General features: G+C 67.9%; 18 protein-coding genes and 1 riboswitch. Of the genes, 11 read left to right on the forward strand and 7 right to left on the reverse strand.

What is annotated here, in order from left to right; translation table 11 throughout:
* Positions 1-106 precede the first annotated feature (106 nt).
* The gene (locus RTW82_RS17875; RefSeq protein ID WP_021218070.1) at positions 107-445 is read left to right on the forward strand and encodes a hypothetical protein; all 339 of its coding nucleotides are present in this window, start codon (positions 107-109) and stop codon (positions 443-445) included.
* 41 nt (positions 446-486) lie between these two features.
* On the opposite strand, the gene RTW82_RS17880 is transcribed toward RTW82_RS17875, so the two are convergent.
* The 5 genes from RTW82_RS17880 to RTW82_RS17900 all read right to left on the reverse strand — a co-directional run bounded on the left by RTW82_RS17880 (position 487) and on the right by RTW82_RS17900 (position 6,002).
* On the reverse strand, positions 487-705 hold the full coding sequence (locus tag RTW82_RS17880; RefSeq protein WP_316925887.1) for a hypothetical protein: 219 nt from the start codon (positions 703-705) through the stop codon (positions 487-489).
* A 63-nt stretch (positions 706-768) separates the two neighbouring features.
* A complete protein-coding gene (gene lapD / locus RTW82_RS17885) occupies positions 769-2,718 on the reverse strand; it encodes a cyclic di-GMP receptor LapD (RefSeq protein WP_316925888.1) in 1,950 nt (649 codons plus the stop codon).
* A 10-nt stretch (positions 2,719-2,728) separates the two neighbouring features.
* Positions 2,729-3,397: a cysteine protease LapG gene (lapG, locus tag RTW82_RS17890; RefSeq protein ID WP_316925907.1), complete on the reverse strand. Its 669-nt coding sequence runs from the start codon at positions 3,395-3,397 to the stop codon at positions 2,729-2,731.
* Between the two features lie 448 nt (positions 3,398-3,845).
* Positions 3,846-4,091 (reverse strand): DUF1145 domain-containing protein, encoded by a 246-nt coding sequence (locus RTW82_RS17895; protein ID WP_021218074.1) that lies wholly within the window; start codon positions 4,089-4,091, stop codon positions 3,846-3,848.
* A 123-nt stretch (positions 4,092-4,214) separates the two neighbouring features.
* Entirely contained in the window at positions 4,215-6,002 is a 1,788-nt protein-coding gene (locus tag RTW82_RS17900; protein WP_316925889.1) for an alkyl/aryl-sulfatase, read from the reverse strand.
* A gap of 96 nt (positions 6,003-6,098) precedes the next feature.
* On the opposite strand from RTW82_RS17900, the gene RTW82_RS17905 reads away from it, so the two are divergent.
* Positions 6,099-7,004 carry a LysR family transcriptional regulator gene (locus RTW82_RS17905; RefSeq protein ID WP_021218076.1) on the forward strand — a complete coding sequence of 302 codons (906 nt, stop codon included), beginning with the start codon at positions 6,099-6,101 and terminating at the stop codon, positions 7,002-7,004.
* 386 nt (positions 7,005-7,390) lie between these two features.
* Here RTW82_RS17905 and RTW82_RS17910 read toward each other — a convergent pair whose 3' ends face one another.
* On the reverse strand, positions 7,391-7,927 hold the full coding sequence (locus RTW82_RS17910; protein WP_031287252.1) for a hypothetical protein: 537 nt from the start codon (positions 7,925-7,927) through the stop codon (positions 7,391-7,393).
* 320 nt (positions 7,928-8,247) lie between these two features.
* A riboswitch (guanidine-I (ykkC/yxkD leader) is annotated at positions 8,248-8,347 on the forward strand.
* A 66-nt stretch (positions 8,348-8,413) separates the two neighbouring features.
* On the opposite strand from RTW82_RS17910, the gene RTW82_RS17915 reads away from it, so the two are divergent.
* From RTW82_RS17915 to RTW82_RS17955, 9 genes are all read left to right on the forward strand, one after another.
* Positions 8,414-9,481 (forward strand): putative urea ABC transporter substrate-binding protein, encoded by a 1,068-nt coding sequence (locus tag RTW82_RS17915; protein WP_316925890.1) that lies wholly within the window; start codon positions 8,414-8,416, stop codon positions 9,479-9,481.
* A gap of 104 nt (positions 9,482-9,585) precedes the next feature.
* Entirely contained in the window at positions 9,586-10,401 is an 816-nt protein-coding gene (locus tag RTW82_RS17920) for an ABC transporter permease (RefSeq protein ID WP_316925891.1), read from the forward strand.
* Positions 10,398-11,198: an ABC transporter ATP-binding protein gene (locus RTW82_RS17925; protein WP_316925892.1), complete on the forward strand. Its 801-nt coding sequence runs from the start codon at positions 10,398-10,400 to the stop codon at positions 11,196-11,198. Before RTW82_RS17920 ends, RTW82_RS17925 begins: the two co-directional genes overlap by 4 nt.
* 13 nt (positions 11,199-11,211) lie before the next feature.
* Positions 11,212-11,940, forward strand: coding sequence for an urea amidolyase associated protein UAAP1 (locus RTW82_RS17930; protein WP_263401916.1), 729 nt, complete (start codon positions 11,212-11,214; stop codon positions 11,938-11,940).
* 10 nt (positions 11,941-11,950) lie between these two features.
* A complete protein-coding gene (locus tag RTW82_RS17935; protein WP_316925893.1) occupies positions 11,951-12,586 on the forward strand; it encodes an urea amidolyase associated protein UAAP2 in 636 nt (211 codons plus the stop codon).
* Between the two features lie 233 nt (positions 12,587-12,819).
* Positions 12,820-16,461 (forward strand): urea carboxylase, encoded by a 3,642-nt coding sequence (uca, locus tag RTW82_RS17940; RefSeq protein ID WP_316925894.1) that lies wholly within the window; start codon positions 12,820-12,822, stop codon positions 16,459-16,461.
* Positions 16,462-16,696: 235 nt separating this feature from the next.
* Positions 16,697-17,770, forward strand: coding sequence for a DUF2157 domain-containing protein (locus RTW82_RS17945; RefSeq protein ID WP_316925895.1), 1,074 nt, complete (start codon positions 16,697-16,699; stop codon positions 17,768-17,770).
* Positions 17,767-18,594 carry a DUF4824 family protein gene (locus tag RTW82_RS17950; RefSeq protein WP_021218085.1) on the forward strand — a complete coding sequence of 276 codons (828 nt, stop codon included), beginning with the start codon at positions 17,767-17,769 and terminating at the stop codon, positions 18,592-18,594. Before RTW82_RS17945 ends, RTW82_RS17950 begins: the two co-directional genes overlap by 4 nt.
* A 79-nt stretch (positions 18,595-18,673) precedes the next feature.
* Positions 18,674-20,158, forward strand: a complete 1,485-nt coding sequence (locus tag RTW82_RS17955; RefSeq protein ID WP_021218086.1) for a sensor domain-containing diguanylate cyclase — start codon at positions 18,674-18,676, stop codon at positions 20,156-20,158.
* A 37-nt stretch (positions 20,159-20,195) separates the two neighbouring features.
* On the opposite strand, the gene RTW82_RS17960 is transcribed toward RTW82_RS17955, so the two are convergent.
* Positions 20,196-20,384: a YjfB family protein gene (locus tag RTW82_RS17960; protein ID WP_021218087.1), complete on the reverse strand. Its 189-nt coding sequence runs from the start codon at positions 20,382-20,384 to the stop codon at positions 20,196-20,198.
* Positions 20,385-20,536: the final 152 nt, after the last annotated feature.

The following is a 20,536-nucleotide window of genomic DNA, read 5'->3' on the forward strand; positions in this document are numbered from 1 at the left end:
GCACCGGCGGCGGGGAGGCGGCCGGTTCGCTTTCCCCATGTTCCCCACTGGCCTGCGCGTGTAGATTGGCGCAGGTCTTTTCATGTCCTCAGAAAGGGGGTACCCCATGCTTTACGTTCAGCAAGACGACCAGGGTCAACTGGTGCGCGTGGAAGCGGCAGAGTTCGAAGGCTTCACCGGCATGCTCCCCGCCGATGACCAGCTCGTACTCGCCTGGTATTCCAACCAGACCGTCGAAGCCAGCCTGATGCAGCTCAAGCAGAGCGACCAGGAAATGATCCGGGTACTGGAAGACCTCATCGGCCTGCTGATGACCAAGGGCGTGATCCGCATCACCGACCTGCCCCAGGCCGCGCAATCCAAGCTGCTCAGCCGTAACCAGGCACGCGAGGCCCTCGGCGGCCTGAACCGCCTGATCAACGACGAGGAGTCAGGCGTCATCTGACCCGGCCCCTGCCTCCCCCTTTGCCGCCGCTGCGCCGGGCCCTACACCGGCAACGGCACATCCGCGCCCACCAGCCCCTCTTCCCGTAGCGCCAGCCAGAACGCCCGAGGCACCTCGGCCTGCAGTTGCGCCATGTACTGCGCCGGGCGTACCGGTGTCGCGGTGCCGGGAATCACCGACAGGGTGGCGTCGATCTGTTCTTCGGTGAGTGCATGGGCCTCCTGACGCCGTGTTCTGGCGTACTTCAGGGGACCGGGCAAAGCGCGGGATGGTTCAAGGCAGCGGCCGGAAGGCGGGGCCGTGGCGCCCGCCTCCGCCCGGGATCAACGCCAGGGAGCGGGAGCGCCGAACAGCTGGCCCTGGGCACCCTGGATGCCCATTTCCTGCAGCACCCGCAGCTCGCCCTCGGTCTCGACGCGCTCGGCGATCAGCGGCAGGTCGATGCTGTGGGCCGCGCGCTGCATGGCCTCGATGAACAGGCGCTTGTCGTTCTCGGTGTCGATGGCGCGGATGTGGCTGCCATCCACCTTCAGGTAGGCCAGGCCCAGGCGCGCCAGGTTGCCGATCATGCTGAAGCGACCGCCGAAGTGCTGCAGGCTGAGGGCGAAACCCAGCTCGCGCAGGCGCCGGGTCAGGCTCTCCAGCACCGCCTGCTCGGGCAACTGGTCTTCCTCCAGTTCCAGGGTCAGGCGCGGGCCCAGTTGCGGATGCTGACGCAGCAGGTCGAGGGCACGGTTCAGCGCCGTCTCGTCACGCAGCAGCGCGCCGGACAGGTTCAGCGCCAGGGGCTGGTCGTGGCCGGCCATCTGCGCCAGCACCAGTTCCAGCATCACCAGGTCGAGGCGCGTGGACCAGCCGAAGCGCTCCAGCCAGGGCAGGAAACGCCCGGCGGGGATGCTCTCGCCCTGCTCGTCCGGCAGGCGCGACAGCACCTTGTAATGCAACACCCGCGTGGGGTCGCGACTGGCCACCACCGGCTGGAAGAACAGCTGGAAGCGCCCCTGGGCCAGGGCCTTGTCCAGCAGCGCGTGCCAGGCATGACGGTCATCGCCGACGTTGCCGGCGCGGGTCTGCTCGATGCACGCCCAGGCGCGGTCGGCCTGGCGCTCGGCCTGGGCCAGGGCCTCGTCGGCGAGCATCATCAGGTCCTGCTGCGACTCGCCCGGGGCGAAGGGCACCAGGCCGATATGGGCCACGGGATGGGTGTCGGTGGCACCGGTGCTGGCCAGGCTGCCGAGAGCGCCATCGAGACGGGTGGCCAGTTGCTCGGCCTCCTCGCGCACCAGGCCCGGCGCCAGCAGGATGAACTCGCCACCGCGGCTACGCGCCAGCAACTGGCCGGCGCCCTGCCCCGCGCTGTTGCGCGCGAGCTGCTCGGCCACGGCCTTGAGCAACTGGTCGGTGCGCTGGCCACCCAGGCGCTGGTTGAGGCCGGCCAGGTCGTTGACCCGCAACAGCAGCAGGTAGCCGCTGCTGGCCTGGTCCTCGGCACTCAGGCGGGCGCTGAGCTGCATCTCGAAATAACGGCGGTTGCCCAGGCCGGTGAGGCTGTCCTGGTAGGCCTCGTCACGCAGGCGCTCGCTACGCTCGGCCTGCTCCTGGAACAGCGCCTTGAGCTTCTCCACCATCTGGTTCATCGCCTGCACCACGCGGCGCAGCTCGGGGGTGCGCGGCAACTGCGGCAGGCTGAGGAATTCGCGACGGGCGATGGCGTGGGACTGCTCCACCATGTAGTCCAGCGGGCGCAGCTGGCGGCGCAGCAGCACGGCGCCGAGGCCGGCGCTGACCAGGCCGCACAGGGCCAGCCAGCCGAGGCTGCCGAGGGCGCTCTGCCACAGCTTGGCGATGGCGAACATCGGGTGGCTCTGCACCTCGACCCGCGCGGCCTGGGTCCAGCCACGGCTGACGATGGCATCGCCGCCGGCCGACTCCAGGCCGATCAGCGACACGAACCACTGCGGCACCTGGGCCGCCACCGCGTCGGGCACGCCGGTGCGCTCCACGATCACCTTGCCGGTGGCCATGTCGATCACACGGATGCGCTCGAAGTAGCCGCTGTCGAAGATCGAACTGACCATCAGCTCGACCATCGCCGCATCGTCGATGTGCGGCGTCAGCGACAGGCCCAGGGCCGTCGCCGCGTCCTGGGCATGGGAACGCAACTGGTTGACGTACTGCTCGCGCGAGCTTTCCAGGCTGACCATGAAGCTGCCGCTGAAGGCGACGACCAGGAACAGGCAGATGGCGATCAACAGCTGTTTGAACAGGGACATCTCGACTCCGCTATTCGCTCGTGGGAAAGCCTTCGGCTTTCATCTTTTTCAACAGGTCCTGCCAGCGGGACAGACGCTTGGCGTCGCCCACCTTCTTGCCGCCGCCCTGGCTGGTCAGCCACAGGCCCTCACCGTTGAAGGCGTAGACCGGCAACAGGTCACTGCGCTGGGACGCCGGCAGGATGCTGCCGATCAGGTTGTCCAGCACCAGGGGTACCGCGTCGGGTTTCTCGTAATAGGTCAGCACCATGTGCGCCTGGTTCAGGCGCAGTGCCTTGACGTAGGTGATGCGCAGCTTCTCCGCCGGCACCCCCAGGTGACGCAGGCTGATGTACTTGGCGATGGCGTAGTCCTCGCAATCGCCCGCCCCGCGGCGCAACGCCTCCACCGGTGTCGCCCAGTAATCCACCTGGTTCCATAGGGCGAGGTCATCGGTGAAACGCAGCTTGGCGTTGAAGAAGCGATTGACCTCCTTCAACTGCTCCGCCTCGCTGGCGCCCGCCTGGCTGGCCAGCAGGCGCTGCCAATCATCGATGCGCTGCTTGCCATCGCCCAGGGGGCCATAGAGGGATTCGGCGCGACGGCTGATCAGGGTGAAATCCCAATCCGCCTGCAGGGCACCGGCCAGCAAGGCGAACAGCAACAGCAGCGCCGGGCCTATAACCCCCGGCCTACCCATGCTTCGCCATTTGCCGATACTGCTGAGCAAAATCCGATTTCCTGCCAATGGAACCGCCGGGCGGCCCCGATAACGAGGCGCGAATGGTGCGGGCTGGCAGCAGAAAAAACAATGGCACAGTGCCCCTATCCGACCTGCGCCGTGGGCAAGGCCATGCGGGTTTCAGTGCCATCGAGAAACACGGCGCCCCCGTAGGTTGGGCTGAGGCACGAAGCCCAACGCAGCAAGGCCGAGCATCGCACCGTTGGGCCTCGCTGCGCTCGGCGCCAACCTACGGCGCCATGCCCAACCCAATCACCGTGCCGGTGTAGGTCGGGTGCAACCCGACAGGGGTTTCGCACAACACCATCGCGGGTTTCACCCGCCCTACCGCCGCACTCCACCGACGGTGGCGGCGGGAGCACCCAGGCGTAGCCCGGGCTTCAGCCCGGGAACGGTGAAGGCAGGGTCAACGCAGCCCGCGCAGATGGAGGAAGCCGAACAGCAGCACCTGGGTGCGCTCCAGCCAGGGGAAGGGACGGGCCTTGAGCTTGCGGTTGAACAGCGCGGCCTCGGCCACGTGGACCAGCAGCATCACACCGGCCACCAGCAGCAGGGGGCGGTGCAGGGGCTCGCCGAAGGGGTAGACGATGTTGAGGATCGCCACCAGCCAGAACATGGCCAGGGCGCCCTTGGCGAACGACAGGACGTGCATAGGGGTTCTCCATTGCAAGGTTGAGCCTTGCAGTGTGCCGTCTCCGGCCGCGCGCGCCTTCCGCACTTTCGTTTGGCCGGCGCGCGCGACGGTGGGTCAGCCCGCCTGCGCGCTCGGGGTGGGTCAGCGCACCGTCAGGGCGATGGGGGCGTCCTCGAAGTCGAAGCAACCGAGGAAGGTCTTGATGTCCAGCAGGTTGCCGTCCACCTTCACGTCGCCCAGCAGCGCGCCCTTGAGCAGGCCGTTCTCGCCGCTGATCACGGTGTCGAGGTAGGTCTTGTCGAAGGTCAGCTTCAACGTGGTGCCCTCGGGGATGCCCGGGTGCATCTCCACCACGCCGCGGCGTATCTCCAGCGCCCACTGCTCGTTGATATCGGGGAAGACGAAGCCCAGGGTGAGGTTCACGTCGGCGCTCTTCTCCGGGTCGATGCGGGTCACCCAGTTCTGCAGGAAGATCCGCGCCGGCAGGTTCTTCAGCATGTCCGGCGAGAGGAAGGCGTTGCGCAGCCCCTGGGACAGCTGCAGCGCGGCATCGCCCTCGAGCTTGCCTTCCAGCTCCATGGCGCTCATCAGGTACCAGTTGCGCCAGTTGATGTTCATGCTGGCGTAGCCCAGGCGGCGGAAGCTGCGGGCCTTGATGTCGCGAGCCAACTTGTCGTCGTGGTCGACGCGGATGGCGTAGCTGGCCAGCTCGGCCGCCCATTGCCAGTCCCCCTTGAGGTAGGCGTCGCCGGCGGCCAGCAGCAGCTTGTCACGCCCACCCATGAGGGCGATCAGGCGCTTGGCCTTCTCCGCCGGCGGCGTCGGGTCGAGGTCCACCGGGTCGCCCTGGAACCAGCCCAGGTAGCCCTGGTAGATCTGCCGCACGCTGTGCTTCACGGTGCCGTAGTACTCGCGCAGGTAGGGCGTGTAACCGGCCAGGTGCGGCGGCAGCTTGACCTTCTCCACCAACTCGTCGGGGGTCAGGCCCTTGTTCATCCAGCGCACGGTCTGATCGTGGATGTAGGCGATGGCGTCGCGGGTCATGCGCAGCACCTCTTCCACCTTGTCGCGGCCGGACACCGGCTGGCCGTGCAGCGGCACCATGTAGTCGGCCTTGAAGGCACGCAGCTTGTCGAGGCTCTGCACCCACACCACCGGGTCGCGGAACTTGGTGCCGCGCAGGGTGTGGACGTTGGGCAGGGTCGGCCCCTGGGTCACCTCGGCGCTGATCAGCACGCGGTTGTCCGGCAGGTAGAGGACGATCTCGTCCGGCGCCTCGCTGGGCACATGGAGGAACTGCACCTTCAGCCCGGCGATGGTGGTATCCAGGGCTTCCTTGAAGGTGACGGTCGGCGCGATGAAGGTGGAGGCGCCGGGATGGGCCAGCGGGCCGAGGCCGGCGTTCATGTCGCGCTTGTCGCTGTCCGGCAGGGCCGCGCCGAAGCTGTAGCCCGAGCGCATGCCGAGGATCGGACCCACCAGCGCGCCCTGGGTCACCACGTTGTCCAGCAGGGTTTCCTGGGCGTAGATCTGCACCTCGCCACGCTTCACCTGCTCTTCGCTGACGAAGCCCTTCACGCCGTTGATGTGGTCCGGGTGGAAGTGGGTGTAGACGATGGCCTTGATCGGCTTGGCGCTGATCTTGCGGAACTCCGCCAGCACCTTGCGCGACTGCTCGGCGGACTCGCCCGTGTCGACGATGATCAGGCCTTCCGGCGCCTCGATCATCACGCTGTTGGCCAGGTTCCAGCCCACCGCCGACCAGACGTTGTCGGCGATCTTGTAGACCTTCTCGTCAAAGTGCCGGGTGTGCTCGGCAAGCTCGGCGTTGATGCTCGGCTCCAAAGTCTCGTCGGGCAGCGTCGCGTCGGCGCCGAATGGCAGGGCGGCGGCCAGCAGCAGGCCGCCGAAGCGGGTGGTGATGCGCATGATGTCGGCTCGTTGTTGTTATGGGAGCAGACAGGCTGGCAGGCGCCGATCAATAATTCCAATGCATTCCTCTGCCGAAATCGATGCGGGATACGCATGAACGACCTACGCCAGCTCCGCCACTTCGTCGCCCTCGCACAACACGGCCACTTCGCCCGTGCGGCGGAGGCCGTCAACCTCAGCCAGCCGGCCCTCAGCCGCAGCATCCAGGCCCTGGAGGCCAGCCTCGGCTGCAGCCTGCTGGACCGCGGCCCCCGGCAGATCGCCCTCACCGCCCACGGCCGATTGGTGCTGGAGCACGCCCAGCGCCTGCTGGACGGCCGCCGCGCCCTGCACAGCGCCGTGGCCCAACTGGAGAACCTCGACAGCGGCGAACTGCGCCTGGGTGCCGGCCCCTACCCCGCCGCGCGCCTGGTGCCCCGCACGCTGGGCCGCTTCGCCGGGGCCCACCCGGGCGTGCAGGTGCAGTTGCGCATCGAGGATTGGCACAGCCTGCGCAGCCAATTGCTGGGGGACGCCATCGAGCTGTTCGTGGCGGACGTACGCGAGTTCGAAGGCGACCCGCTGCTGCACATCACGCCCCTGCGCCGCCACGCCGGCACCCTCTTCTGCCGCCCCAGCCACCCGCTGCTGCAACGACCCCGCCTGCGGGTCGAGGACCTGGCCGTCTACCCGCTGGCCGGCACCCAGCTGCCCGTCGAGGTGGCGCGCACCCTCGGCGCGTTGAACAACAAGGCGCAACCGCTGGGCATCGAGTGCGACAACTTCATGGTGCTCAAGGCCCTGGTGGCCGACAGCGAGGTGATCAGCATGGCGCCCTGGGACGTACTGGCCGAAGACGTCGCGGCCGGCCGCCTGGCGGTGCTGCTGCCGGTGGACAACCTCGACGCCCGCTCGGCCTATGGCATCGTCAGCCACGCCGGGCGCAGCCTGTCACCGGCTGCGCGGGCGATGGTGGAGTACTTGCTGGAAGAAGACGCCCAACCCATTACCGGCTATTAGCGTTGCCAACAGATTTGAGCTCAGCTCTTTACCGAGCTTGGGTGATGTTTCCTGTTTCGCCCACCCGGGCGAGTCCCTTTTCCAGTCGTTGAAAAGGAACCAAAAAACTTGCCCCATCATCCGGCCCGACTGCGTCGGGTTCCCTCACTCCATCGCCGCTCTGGGGGCCGGCGCGATGGGCCATCCATGGCCTGGCGCGCCTCTCGCGGCATCCATGCCGCTCGTCCCCCGGCGCAACGACTGCGTTCGGCCTCCTGGAGGGGCGTTGGTCGCCGCTCCAACTCTCTAGCCAGGTTTCAGATCTCAGTGCGCTTGAGCTGACCGAAACACCGGAATCGAAGCGCTCGCCTTAGGCCACGGCCCTCGCATGGGTCTACGAAAGCTTGTCAGCGACGGTTCTGCTGCGACCAGTCACTGCGGTGCGGGCGGATGGGGTTTTCGTGGGGGCGCACCTGGTAGGCCGGCGGCACAGCGTAGCTGGGGCGACCGCCGCCCTGGTTCCAGCCCTGTTGCGGCGGGCGGTTGCCGCCCCAGTTCTGCAGGCGCGGGGTGTAGTCGTGGCGACGCTCGTTCCAGTCCGGGCGCGGCGGGTTGCGGTTGTCCCAGCGCCGCGAGTCGTGCCGGTTGTCATGGCGATCGTCGTGGCGGTCGTAGCGATGGTCGTTGCGCCCGTCGTAGCGGCGGTCATGGCGCGGCGGCTGGTAGGGCTGCGGGCGCACCTGGTAGTAGCGCTGCGGCTGGTAGATGCGCTCGGTCCGGTAGTAATAGGTCGGGGAACCCTGGTAATAGGCCGGCTGCTGCACGACATAGCCACCGCCGCCATAGCTGCGCGGGTAGCCACGGTAATCGTCGTCATAGTCGTAGACGGCACAACCACCCAGGGACAGGCCCAGTACTGCGATCAACATCGTTCGATAGGACATGGCGGCCTCCTTCGACCGCTGGGACGGCGCCAACGAATGTCGGCACCCGGGATTTCTCCCACAATCTTCGACACCGTTTCACACGGCCGGTGTGCATCCCTCCGTCGGCAAAATCCATTTCCAGTTATTACCGCGCACCAGCATGAAGCGCCCCGCCCCAGAGACGGGCACGCCCCGCCCCTTTACAGCGCTGGCATTCACTCCGCCCTGCCCCACAACGCCCGCCGCCAGCGGCTCGCGCCGGGTTGGCACGGCCTTCGCTAAGGATCAGGCGTGCAGGAGCAACCCGGTGGAAGCCGGGGTCCGCGGCACCACAATTTGCAATGGCTGGCTAGGGTTCCGGCTCGCGAAAGCGGGTGGCTGGTCCGAGAGCCGGCGACCTCCTCCGAGGTTACACGGCGGGACAAAAGCCCGGGAGAACGCGCCCCTGCATGCAGGGAAGTGCCGCGCCGCTCCCGCTGTCCCTAACCGAACTGGAGGTCATCCATGCGCAAGCCCCGTCTGTTCGCCGTACTCGCTGCCGGCCTAGCCGCCGCCATCAGCTTCAACTCCAACGCAGCGCAGAAGGACAGCTTCAACGTCTGCTGGACCATCTATGCCGGCTGGATGCCATGGGAATACGGTGCCAACCAGGGCATCGTCGACAAATGGGCGAAGAAGTACGGGATCGACATCCAGGTCACCCAGCTCAACGACTACGTCGAGTCGATCAACCAGTACACCGCCGGCCAGTTCGACGGCTGCACCATGACCAACATGGACGCCCTGACCATCCCCGCTGCCGGCGGCGTGGACAGCACCGCGCTGATCGTCAGCGACTTCTCCAATGGCAACGACGGCATCGTGCTCAAGGGTGAAGGCAAGACCCTCGGCGACCTCAAGGGCCTGCCGGTGAACCTGGTGGAGCTGTCCGTCTCCCACTACCTGCTGGCCCGCGCCCTGGAGCGCGCCCACCTGGCCGAGAAGGACGTGCAGGTGGTGAACACCTCCGATGCCGATATCGCCGCCGCCTTCGACACCGACGAAGTGCAGGCGGTAACCACCTGGAACCCGATGCTCGCCGAGATCAAGGCCAAGCCCGGCACCAGCCTGGTGTTCGACTCCAGCAAGGTGCCCGGCGAGATCATGGACATGATGGTGGTGAACACCGAGACCCTGAAGGACAACCCGGCCCTGGGCAAGGCGCTGACCGGTGCCTGGTTCGAGATCGTCGCGCTGATGAAGGCCGGCAGCGCCGAGAGCACCGCCGCACTGATGCACATGGCCAAGGCCTCGGGCACCGACCTGGCCGGTTACCAGGCCCAGCTGGACGCCACCCGCCTGTTCGCCACACCGGCCGAGGCCCTGGAGTTCGTCACCAGCCCGAAGCTGCCGGCGACCATGGACAAGGTGGCCACCTTCTCCTTCGCCCACGGCCTGCTGGGTGAAGGCGCCAAGGATGCCCACGCGGTGGGCATGAGCTTCGCCAAGGGCGTGGTCACCGGCGACAAGGCCAACGTCAAGCTGCGCTTCGACCCGACCTACGTGCAGATGGCCGCGGAAGGGAAGCTCTGACCGCCGACACGGTTCCGTAGGTTGGTGCCAAGCGCAGCGCGGCCCAACGTTGGGCCTCGTTCCTCGGCACCAACCTACCCGCCCCCTATCACCGAGACCTCGTCATGCGCCTGATCAACCGCCACCCGGACCGTGCAGGAAGGCTGCTGCTGATCCTGCTGCCCTTCGCCCTGCTGCTGTTCGCCTACTTCACCGGGTCGGCGGCGCGGCTCACGGAAAACCCCAACGACAAGCTGCTGCCCAGCGCCACGCAGATGGTCGATGCGGTGCAGCGCCTGGCCCTCACCGAAGACAAGCGCTCCGGTCAGTACCTGTTCTGGCAGGACAGCGCCTCCAGCCTCAAGCGCCTGGCCGTCGGCCTCGGCATCGCTGCCCTGCTGGGCCTGTGCCTGGGCATCGCCGCCGGCACCCTGCCGCTGTTCAGCGCGCCGCTGTCGCCGCTGCTCACGGTGCTGTCGATGGTGCCGCCGCTGGCGATCCTGCCGATCCTGTTCATCGTCTTCGGCCTCGGCGAGCTGTCCAAGGTGATGCTCATCGTCATCGGCATCACCCCGGTGCTCGCCCGCGACCTGGAGCAGCGCGCCCGGGAGATCCCCCGCGAGCTGTTGATCAAGGCGCAGACCCTGGGCGCCAACACCTGGACCCTGATCCTGCGCGTGGTGCTGCCGCAGCTGCTGCCGCGCCTGCTCATCTCCCTGCGCCTGGTGCTGGGCTCGGCCTGGCTGTTCCTCATCGCCGCCGAGGCCATCGCCTCCACCGACGGCCTCGGCTACCGCATCTTCCTGGTCCGCCGCTACCTGGCCATGGACGTGATCCTGCCCTACGTGGTGTGGATCACCCTGCTCGCCTGGCTGATGGACCTGGGCCTGCGCCAGCTCACCCGCCTGGCCTTCCCCTGGTACGAAGGAGCCAGAGCATGAGCGCCTTCATCGAAGTGAAAAACCTGTGGCAGGAATACGGCGACCAGGTGGTGCTGGAGAACCTCAGCCTGAGCGTCGCCGAAGGCGAGTTCTGCACCCTGGTCGGTGCCTCGGGCTGCGGCAAGTCCACCTTCCTGCGCATGCTGCTGGGCCAGGAAACGCCCAGCCGCGGCCAGCTGCTGCTGGACGGCCAGCCCCTGGTGGCCGAACCCGATGCCAGCCGCGGCGTGGTGTTCCAGCGCTACTCGGTGTTCCCCCACCTGACGGTGCTGGACAACGTTGCCCTCGGCCTGGAGCTGCCCCGCGCGCCGCTGTTCGGCCGCCTGTTCGGCGGTGCCCGTCGCGCCGCCCGTGAACAGGCCGCCGTGATGCTGGAGAAGGTCGGCCTCGACCACGCCCTCGGCAAGTACCCCGCGCAGCTCTCCGGCGGCATGCAGCAGCGCCTGGCCATCGCCCAGGCCCTGGTGATGAAGCCCCGCGTGCTGCTGCTGGACGAACCCTTCGGCGCCCTCGACCCGGGCATCCGCAAGGACATGCACGAGCTGCTGCTGGGCCTGTGGCAGGAAACCCGGCTGACCGTGTTCATGGTCACCCACGACCTGGCCGAAGGCTTCACCCTCGGCACCCGGCTGATGGTCTTCGACAAGGTCCGCCACGACCCGCAGGCGCCCGGCGCCTATGGCGCGCGCATCACCTACGACATCCCCCTGAACAGCGACCGCCGCGCCGCGCGCGCCGCCGTCGAAGCCCTGCCGGAGCGCGTCACCCGTGCCCTGCAGCCCGCCCCGGCCCATTGAAAGGAGCCTGCCCATGACCGCATCCCTGGCCCTGCGCCCCACCCTTTATGAAGAAACCGTCCCCGGCGGCGGCCACACCTCCTTTGTCCTCAAGCGCGGCCAGCTGCTGCGCATCAGCGACATCGAGGGCGGCGCCAACGTCAGCCTGCTGCTGTTCAACGCCGCCGAGAAAAGCGAGCGCCTGAACCTGCCGGACAGCCTCAAGTGCCAGCACACCGCCAAGCTCACCGCCGGCCACTGCCTGTACTCGGACATGGGCCGCGTGCTCGCCGCCATCACCGCCGACAGCTGCGGCTGGCACGACAGCTTCGGCGGCGTACTCAGCGCCAATGAAGTGCAGGAGAAATACGGCGCCGGCCGCTACCAGGAACTGCGCAACGGCTTCTTCCGCAACGGCGTCGACAACCTGCTGGTGGAGATGGGCAAGTGGGACCTGAACCTGCAGGACCTGCTCATGTGCCTGAACCTGTTCAGCAAGGTCACGGTGGACGCCGACGGCTGCTTCCACTTCCAGCCCGGCCACTCGAAAGCCGGCGACTACGTCGAGCTCTACGCGCCGATGGACAGCCTGGTGGTGCTCACCGCCCTGCAGCACCCCATGGACCCCGACCCCGTCTACGCCCCGAAGCCGGTGAACCTGAGCTGGCACAAGGTCGAGAGCGACGGCATCAGCGTGCTCTGCCGCACCTCGCGCCCGGAAAACGGCCGCGGCTTCCACAACACCGAACGTCTGTACATCTGAGGGCTGCCCGATGAACCCCACTCCCAGCGACAAGCACCCCGAAGCCGCCGTCTACACCGCCGTGATCGCCGCCGGCGAACCCTTCATGACCGAAGTGAAGGCCGGCCAGACCCTGCGCCTGCTCGACCTCGAAGGCAACCAGGCGGTGGACACCCTCTTCTTCAGTGCGCAGAACCCCCGCGAGCGCTATGACGTGCAGCGCACCCTGCGCAAGCAGAACCGCGTCTACCTCAGCGCCGGCAGCGTGCTCTGGTCCAACCTCGGCAACCCCATGCTGAGCATCGTCGCCGACACCTGCGGCCGCCACGACACCCTCGGCGGCGCCTGCGCCCAGGAAAGCAACACCGTGCGCTACGCCCTGGACACCCGCTACATGCACAGCTGCCGCGACAACTTCCTGCGCGCCAGCCTGCACGACGGCCGCCTGGCCAAGCGCGACATCAGCGCCAACATCAACTTCTTCATGAACGTGCCGGTCACCCCCGAAGGCGGCCTCACCTTCGAAGACGGCATCTCCGCCCCCGGCAAGTACGTCGAGCTGGTCGCGCACATGGACATCATCGTCCTCATCTCCAACTGCCCACAGCTGAACAACCCCTGCAACGGCTACAACCCCACCCCGGCGCAGGTGTTGGTATGGGAGTGAAAGAGCAGCTGGAAGCGGGAAGCCGGAAGCAGGAAGCCTTTCGGCGCTGGCTGTTCCGCCTGTGCCAGAGCCGCTCAGGGCAATGCCTGCAAACACCGCCGAAAAAATCGGAGCCGACGCTCTAGCTTCTGGCTTCTGGCTTCTGGCTTCCAGCTTCCAACTGATGCTCCGCGGACGACCGTGGCGCAGACCCAATTCCGGCGGGACGGCCCGCCACCCATGAGGCCGACCTCATGTTCGAGAAATTGCTGATCGCCAACCGCGGCGCCATCGCCTGCCGCATCCTCCGCACCCTGCGCCAGCTCGACGTGCGCGGCGTCGCCGTGTACTCCGAAGCGGATATCGCCAGCCTGCACATCCAGCAGGCCGACGAGGCCCATAGCCTGGGCGAAGGCCCGGCTGCGAACACCTACCTGGTGGTGGAGAAGATCCTCGCCGTGGCCCGCGACAGCGGCGCCCAGGCGATCCACCCCGGCTATGGCTTCCTCTCCGAGAACGCCGCCTTCGCCGAAGCCTGCGAGGCGGCCGGCATCGCCTTCGTCGGGCCGACGCCGCAGCAGCTGCGGGTGTTCGGCCTCAAGCACACCGCCCGCGCCCTGGCCAAGGCCCAGGGCGTGCCCATGCTGGAAGGCACCGAGCTGCTGGAAAGCCTCGACGCGGCGCTGGTGGCCGGTGAACAGGTGGGCTACCCGGTGATGCTGAAGAGCACCGCCGGCGGCGGCGGCATCGGCATGCGCGTGTGCCGCTCGGCCAGCGAGCTGAGCGAGGCCTTCGACGCGGTGAAGCGCCTGGGGCAGAACAACTTCAGCGACGCCGGGGTGTTCATCGAGAAGTACATCCAGCGCGCCCGCCACCTGGAAGTGCAGGTGTTCGGCGACGGCCGGGGCGAGGTGATCGCCCTCGGCGTGCGCGACTGCTCGGTGCAGCGGCGCAACCAGAAGGTGCTGGAGGAAACCCCCGCGCCCAACCTGCCCGCCGGCATGGCCGAGGACCTTTGCGCCGCCGCCATCCAGCTGGCCAAGGCGGTCAGCTACCGCAGCGCCGGCACCGTGGAGTTCGTCTACGACAGCGAGGCCGAGCGCTTCTACTTCCTCGAAGTGAACACCCGCCTGCAGGTGGAACACGGCGTCACCGAACAGGTCTGGGGCGTCGACCTGGTGCGCTGGATGGTCGAGCTGGCCGCCGGCACCCTGCCCCCGCTCGCCGAGCTGGCCCGCGGCCTTGCGCCCAGCGGCCACGCCATCCAGGCGCGCCTCTACGCCGAGGACCCGGGCCGCGACTTCCAGCCCAGCCCCGGCCTGCTCACCGCCGTGCGCTTCCCCGAGGCAGACGGCCGCGCCCTGCGCATCGACACCTGGGTGGAAGCCGGCTGCGAGATCCCGCCCTACTTCGACCCGATGATCGCCAAGCTCATCACCTGGGCGCCGACCCGCGATGAGGCCAGCGCCGCCCTCGATCGCGCCCTGGCCGGCTCGCTGCTCTACGGCGTGGAAAGCAACCGCGACTACCTGCGGCAGATCCTGATCGACGCGCCCTTCGCCAGCGGCCAGCCCTGGACCCGCTGCCTGGAGAACCTCGCCTACCGCGCCCACACCTTCGAGGTGCTCGGCGCCGGCACCCAGACCACGGTGCAGGACTACCCCGGCCGCCTCGGCTACTGGGCCGTGGGCGTGCCGCCGTCCGGCCCCATGGACAGCCGCGCCCTGCGCCTGGGCAACCGCCTGCTGGGTAACGAGGAAGGCGCCGCCGCACTGGAAATCACAATGAGCGGCCCCAGCCTGCGCTTCAACACCGACGCGGTGGTGGCCGTCACCGGCGCACCCGTCCCGCTCAGCCTCGACGGCCAGCCGCAGCCATTGGACACCGCCCTGCTGGTGCCCGCTGGTTCCACCCTCGCCCTCGGCACCATCGCCGGCGCCGGTGCGCGCAGCTACCTGTGCCTGCGCGGCGGCCTGCAGCTACCGGACTACCTGGGCAGCAAGAGCACCTTCACCCTCGGCCAGTTCGGCGGCCATGGCGGTCGTGCCCTGCGCGCTGGCGACGTGCTGCACCTGCTGCCCCTGGTCGATCACGCAGCCGGCGCCAGCCTGCCCGCCGAGCTGTGCCCGCCGCTGCCGGCGCTGCGCCGCCTCCGCGTGATCTATGGCCCCCACGGCGCGCCGGAATACTTCACCCCGGCCTCTATCGAGACCTTCTTCGCCACCGCCTGGGAAGTGCACTTCAACTCCAGCCGCACCGGCGTGCGCCTGATCGGCCCGAAGCCGGAGTGGGTGCGCGAGAGCGGCGGCGAGGCCGGCCTGCACCCCTCCAACATCCACGACAACCCCTACGCCATAGGCGCGGTGGACTTCACCGGCGACATGCCGGTGATTCTTGGTCCGGACGGCCCCAGCCTCGGCGGCTTCGTCTGCCCGGTGACGGTGATCGAGGCCGACCTCTGGCAGCTCGGCCAGCTCAAGGCCGGCGACAAGGTGCGCTTCGAGCCGGTGGATATCGCCACGGCGCGGGAGCTGGCCAAGGCAGGTGACCGCGAATGCACCACCCTCCGTGGGAGCGAATTCATTCGCGACACAGGCGGCCGTGAAATCGCGGATGAATCTGCGCCTAGAGGTGCGACCGAGCTGTCGAGCCCCATCGTCCTCGACCTCGGCCAGGACGCCACACGCCTGGTGGCCCGCCTCTCCGGTGATACCCACCTGCTGCTGGAGATCGGCGCGGCGGAGCTGGACCTGGTGCTGCGCTTCCGGGGCCACGCGCTGATGCAGGCGCTGGAGGCCGAGGCGCTGCAAGGCGTCATCGACCTCACCCCCGGCATCCGCTCGCTGCAGGTGCACTACCAGCCGGAAACCCTGCCCATGGAACGCCTGCTGCAAGTGGTCGCGGGGCTCTGGGACGGCGTCTGCGCCGCTGGCGATCTCACCGTGCCGTCGCGCATCGTCCACCTGCCGCTGTCCTGGGACGACCCGGCCTGCCAGCTGGCCATCGAGAAGTACATGACCACCGTGCGCAAGGACGCGCCCTGGTGCCCGAGCAACCTGGAGTTCATCCGCCGCATCAACGACCTGCCCAACCTCGACGAGGTGCAGCGCACCGTGTTCGACGCCCGCTACCTGGTGATGGGCCTGGGCGACGTCTACCTCGGCGCGCCGGTGGCCACCCCGCTGGACCCGCGCCACCGGCTGGTGACCACCAAGTACAACCCGGCACGCACCTGGACGGCGGAGAATTCCGTGGGCATCGGCGGCGCCTACATGTGCGTCTACGGCATGGAAGGCCCCGGCGGCTACCAGTTCGTCGGCCGCACCCTGCAGATGTGGAACCGCTACCGCGAGGTGGCCGCCTTCGACGGCAAGCCCTGGCTGCTGCGCTTCTTCGACCAGATCCGCTTCTACCCGGTGAGTGCCGAGGAGCTGCTGCGCATCCGCCGCGACTTCCCCCTGGGCCGCTTCCCGCTGCGCATCGAGCACAGCGAGCTGCGTCTGGTGGACTACCAGGCCTTCCTCGCCACCGAGGCCGAGGGCATCGCCGCCTTCCGCGCCCAGCAGCAGGCGGCGTTCAATGCCGAGCGCGAGCGCTGGATCGCCTCCGGCCAGGCGCATTTCGACAGCGAGGACCCGGCGCCGGAGCTGGGCGAGGACGCCCCGCTGGACGCCGGCCAGCACGCCATCGAAAGCCATATCGCCGGCAACCTCTGGCAGGTGCAGGTGGAGGCCGGCGCCAGCGTGAAGGCGGGCGACGTGCTGGTGATCCTGGAGTCGATGAAGATGGAAATCCCCCTCACCGCCCCCCGCGACGGCGTGGTCCGCGAAGTCCGCGTGCAACCCGGTTCCCCGGTGCGCGCCGGGCAGCGGGTGGTGGTGATGGAAGAGGCGTAGGGGCCACACACGGCACGCCCCTCTCCATTTTGTGGAAGCGAATTCATTCGCGATGGATCATCCGGCCGCTCGCAGCACGGTGCCGGCGGCGGGTCTTTCGCGGCTGAAGCCGCTCCTACAAGGCTGTGCCCGGTGCCATAAAGCGACCTGCATCGCGCGCCCGCACGCTGCGCATTGCCCATCCCCCGCGACGGTTCTAGAGTGCGAGGCGGCAACGCACGCAAAAGGACCCGCCATGCAGCCGCAAAACCGCGACCAGGCGCAGCAACGCGCTGACGACATCCAGGCCTTCCAGCGTGAAGCGGAACGCCTGCGCCAGGAGCAGGCACTGCCCCTGGACGACGCGCAGATGGCGCGCCTGGGCGAGCACCATCGCCGGGTACTGGCCGACTTCCACGACCGCTTCGATATCGACTCCGACAAGCAGACCCGCCGCCTGTCCCTGAGCATGCGCATCGCCTCGCTGCTGGGCGCACTGGCCCTGGGCGCCAGCCTGCTGTTCTTCTTCTACCAGTTCTGGGGCCTGCTGCCGGAAAGCGCGCAGGTGCTGATCCTGGGCGGCGCGCCGCTGCTCGGCCTGGCGCTGACCTGGCAGGTGCGCCGCCGCGACCCGTCCGGCTATTTCAGCAAGCTGGCGGCGATGCTCACCTTCGTCGCCTTCGTGCTGAACCTGGTGATGCTCGGGCAGATCTTCAACATCACCCCCTCCGACCGTGCCTTCCTCGCCTGGGGTGCCTTCGCCCTGCTGCTGGCCTATGGCTGTGACGCACGCCTGCTGCTGGTGGCCGGGCTGATCTGCCTGATGGGCTTCGTCTCGGCACGAGTCGGCAGCTGGGGCGGCTGCTACTGGCTGCAGGTGGGCGAGCGCCCGGAAAACTTCATCCCGGCCGCGCTGGGGGTGTTCCTGATCCCGCAGTTCATCTCCCAGGCGGGCTACGCCGGCTTCGCCGCCACCTACCGCCTGGTGGGGCTGATCACCCTGTTCCTCACCCTGCTGATCCTCGCCAACTGGGGCAGCGGCAGCTACCTGCCCGGCAGCCACGACCTGATCGAGGGCGGCTACCAGCTGGCCGGCTTCGTGCTCGCGGCCCTGGGCATCTGGCTGGGCACCCGCCGCGACTGGCCCGAAGTGGCCAACGGCGCCCTGACCTTCTTCATCATCTTCCTCTACACCAAGCTCTTCGACTGGTGGTGGGAGCTGATGCCCAAATACCTGTTCTTCCTGCTGCTCGGCCTGATCGCCGTGCTCATCCTGCTGGTGCTGGGCCGCCTGCGCCGCAGCTGGCTCAATGGGGAGGAACGCCCATGAAGCTCTTCGACCGCACCTACGCCCTGCCCGCCGCCCTGGCCCTGGTGCTGGCCACCAATGCCGTGGTGTTCGGCGGCGCCTGGTACAACCGCTCCGGCGAGCCGGACAGCAGCCTGCGCCTGAGCGAACGGGAAGTGCACCGCGACTACACCAGCTTCGGCTGGGGCAGCGATGAAAACAGCGCCCTGGCCCTGAGGCTGGACTGGCGCGTACTGCCGCTCAACGACGAGGACGAGCCATACCGGGGTGAATGGCTGGAGAACGACCGCCTGGTGGAGCTCGGCTTCCCGCCCTATGACCCGGCCGCCAATGAAATCGACCTGAACACCCATGAAGCCTTCCTGGTGCTGGAACTGGACGGCCCGGCCCGGCAGCAGGCGCTGCAGCGCGCCGAACAGCGGCTGCGAAAGGCCACCGAGGCCCTGGCCCGCGACCCGGGCGACAGTGAACGCAAGGAGCGCGAGTCGGACGCCCGCAAGGCGCTGGAGCAGGAACGTGATACCGCCAGCCGCCTGTTCGTGGTCGACGTCGGCCTGGACGCCGAAGCCCTGCGTGCACGCCACCCCGACCGCCAGCGACAGGCGGTGGTGCGTGGCGAAGTCTATGTCTGGCTGCGCACCGACGACGGCAAGACGCGCATGGTGGGCGAGATTTCGCGGCTCGCGGTGCCGGCCGTGCAGGTGCCCCTCCACTGGCGTGAGGCGCTGGACAGCCAGTTGCGCGACAGCGCCTACATGCCGCCCAACGGGCCGCTGGAACTGCAACTGAATTACGGCAAGCGCCTGGAGCCCTGGATCAGCGAGGTGGTGGTGCCCAAAGGCTGAAATGCCGGGCATATCCCCCGTGACGCCGCCCTGACGAGTGGCTAGCATAGTGCCACTTGACCAGGGACCTCCTCGCCCGATGCCTTCCAGCCCACGCTCCAGAAAGACCCAGCACCTGCTGGTGGTGTTGCTCGTGCTGCTGCTTGCCAGCGGCTTTCTCGTCACTTCGCTGGTGAGCTACTACGCCTCTCTGGAGTCGATCCGCGACAGCATCGTCAACACCGAGCTGCCGCTGACCTCGGACAACGTCTATTCCGAGATCCAGAAGGACCTGGTGCGGCCGATCCTCATCTCCTCGATGATGAGCCGCGACACCTTCCTGCGCGACTGGGCCATGCAGGGCGAGCAGGACCCGGGGCAGATGACCCGCTACCTGCGCGAAGTGCAGGAGCACTACGGCGCCTTCACCAGCTTCTACATCTCCGAGCGCACCCAGACCTACTACCAGGCCAAGGGCGTGCTGAAGAAGGTGAGCGAGGACGAGCAGCGCGACGTCTGGTACTACCGTGTGCGCGACATGAAGGAGCCCTACGAGATCAATGTCGACGTCGACATGGCCAACCAGGACCGCATGACCATCTTCATCAACTACAAGGTGCTGGACTACGACGGCCGCTTCATCGGCGCCACCGGCGTGGGCCTGACGGTGGATGCGGTGGTCAAGCTGATCGACGCCTACCAGGAGCGCTACGAGCGTTCCATCTACTTCGTCGACACCACCGGCAAGCTGGTGCTGACCAGCGCCCAGGGCGGGCCGATGGGGGCCACGGTCGGGCAGAACCTGGCGGATATCGACGGCATGCGCGACCTGGTGGCCAAGCTGCCGCGCCCCCAGGGCGGCGACTTCACCTGGAATGAACAGGGCGACAGCCACTACCTGAACGTGCGCTTCATCCCCGAGCTGGACTGGTACCTGTTCGTCGACAAGGCCGAGGACGGCGCCCTCTCGCACATCCGCAACACGCTCTACCTCAACCTGTTCATCTGCCTGGTGGTCACTGCCGTGGTGCTCACCCTGCTCAACCTGCTGGTGCGCCGCTACCAGGTGCGCATCGCCGCGCTGGCCACCACCGACGTGCTGACCGACCTGCCCAACCGCCGCGGCTTCGACATCCTCGCCGGCCAGGCGCTGCAGGAAGCCCGCCGCGAACAGCGCCCGCTGACGGCGCTGCTGCTGGACCTCGACCACTTCAAGGTGCTCAACGACACCTATGGCCACCTGGCCGGCGACCATGTGCTGCATGGCTTCGCGCAGAACCTCAAGGCCGGCCTGCGCCAGTCGGACATCATCTGCCGCTGGGGTGGCGAGGAGTTCATCCTGCTGCTCAAGGACAGCGGCAGCGCCACGGCCTTCCTCCTGGCGGAGAAGATCCGCGAGCAGGTGCAGGCGCAGCACTACCCGTTCGAAGGCAAGGAATTGCAGGTGACGGTGAGCATCGGCCTGGCCGAGATGCACCCGGACGACACCCTGCACAGCCTGATCGCCCGCGCCGATCGCGCCCTTTATCGGGCCAAGCAGTCAGGGCGCAACCGTGTGTGCAGCGAGCCGGGTAACGGCGACTGAGGAAAGCGGACGGATCGGGGACGCCGAGAGCAGCGGCTCAGGCCATTACGTCGATGGTGTTGCCGAGGTTCGGCGGGTTGCTGGAAACCGGCGATGGCACCGCCTCCAGCAGCGCCAAGGCGCTCTGGGATTGAATGTCCATCGACTGCTTGAGCACGGCGACCTGCACCTTCATGGCGAGTTGGGCGGAGCTGGCGTCGGAGATGGAGGCGGCGGAAACTTCCACGCGTTTCGATTCCCGGAGAGGTGGGTTCGGTATGGATTCTGAGGCCCATCGCCGCCCCTGAAAAGCACCGTCAGTCGCCTGAAACCCGCGCCGTTGCGCTTGCGGCAGCCTACGACCCTCCCCAGGGCACAGAACCGTAGGATGGGTAGAGC

Origin of the sequence: Pseudomonas sp. zfem005, from assembly GCF_032621735.1 — a bacterium.
In the GTDB taxonomy this organism is placed as follows: domain Bacteria; phylum Pseudomonadota; class Gammaproteobacteria; order Pseudomonadales; family Pseudomonadaceae; genus Metapseudomonas; species Metapseudomonas solani.

Excerpts from the sequence above, each read along its gene's own strand:
- RTW82_RS17875 (WP_021218070.1), top strand. The coding sequence starts at position 107 with ATGCTTTACGTTCAGCAAGACGACCAGGGTCAACTGGTGCGCGTGGAA.
- lapD (WP_316925888.1), bottom strand. The coding sequence starts at position 2,718 with ATGTCCCTGTTCAAACAGCTGTTGATCGCCATCTGCCTGTTCCTGGTC.
- lapG (WP_316925907.1), bottom strand. The coding sequence starts at position 3,397 with ATGGGTAGGCCGGGGGTTATAGGCCCGGCGCTGCTGTTGCTGTTCGCC.
- RTW82_RS17895 (WP_021218074.1), bottom strand. The coding sequence starts at position 4,091 with ATGCACGTCCTGTCGTTCGCCAAGGGCGCCCTGGCCATGTTCTGGCTG.
- RTW82_RS17900 (WP_316925889.1), bottom strand. The coding sequence starts at position 6,002 with ATGCGCATCACCACCCGCTTCGGCGGCCTGCTGCTGGCCGCCGCCCTG.
- RTW82_RS17905 (WP_021218076.1), top strand. The coding sequence starts at position 6,099 with ATGAACGACCTACGCCAGCTCCGCCACTTCGTCGCCCTCGCACAACAC.
- RTW82_RS17910 (WP_031287252.1), bottom strand. The coding sequence starts at position 7,927 with ATGTCCTATCGAACGATGTTGATCGCAGTACTGGGCCTGTCCCTGGGT.
- RTW82_RS17915 (WP_316925890.1), top strand. The coding sequence starts at position 8,414 with ATGCGCAAGCCCCGTCTGTTCGCCGTACTCGCTGCCGGCCTAGCCGCC.
- RTW82_RS17920 (WP_316925891.1), top strand. The coding sequence starts at position 9,586 with ATGCGCCTGATCAACCGCCACCCGGACCGTGCAGGAAGGCTGCTGCTG.
- RTW82_RS17925 (WP_316925892.1), top strand. The coding sequence starts at position 10,398 with ATGAGCGCCTTCATCGAAGTGAAAAACCTGTGGCAGGAATACGGCGAC.
- RTW82_RS17930 (WP_263401916.1), top strand. The coding sequence starts at position 11,212 with ATGACCGCATCCCTGGCCCTGCGCCCCACCCTTTATGAAGAAACCGTC.
- RTW82_RS17935 (WP_316925893.1), top strand. The coding sequence starts at position 11,951 with ATGAACCCCACTCCCAGCGACAAGCACCCCGAAGCCGCCGTCTACACC.
- uca (WP_316925894.1), top strand. The coding sequence starts at position 12,820 with ATGTTCGAGAAATTGCTGATCGCCAACCGCGGCGCCATCGCCTGCCGC.
- RTW82_RS17945 (WP_316925895.1), top strand. The coding sequence starts at position 16,697 with ATGCAGCCGCAAAACCGCGACCAGGCGCAGCAACGCGCTGACGACATC.
- RTW82_RS17950 (WP_021218085.1), top strand. The coding sequence starts at position 17,767 with ATGAAGCTCTTCGACCGCACCTACGCCCTGCCCGCCGCCCTGGCCCTG.
- RTW82_RS17955 (WP_021218086.1), top strand. The coding sequence starts at position 18,674 with ATGCCTTCCAGCCCACGCTCCAGAAAGACCCAGCACCTGCTGGTGGTG.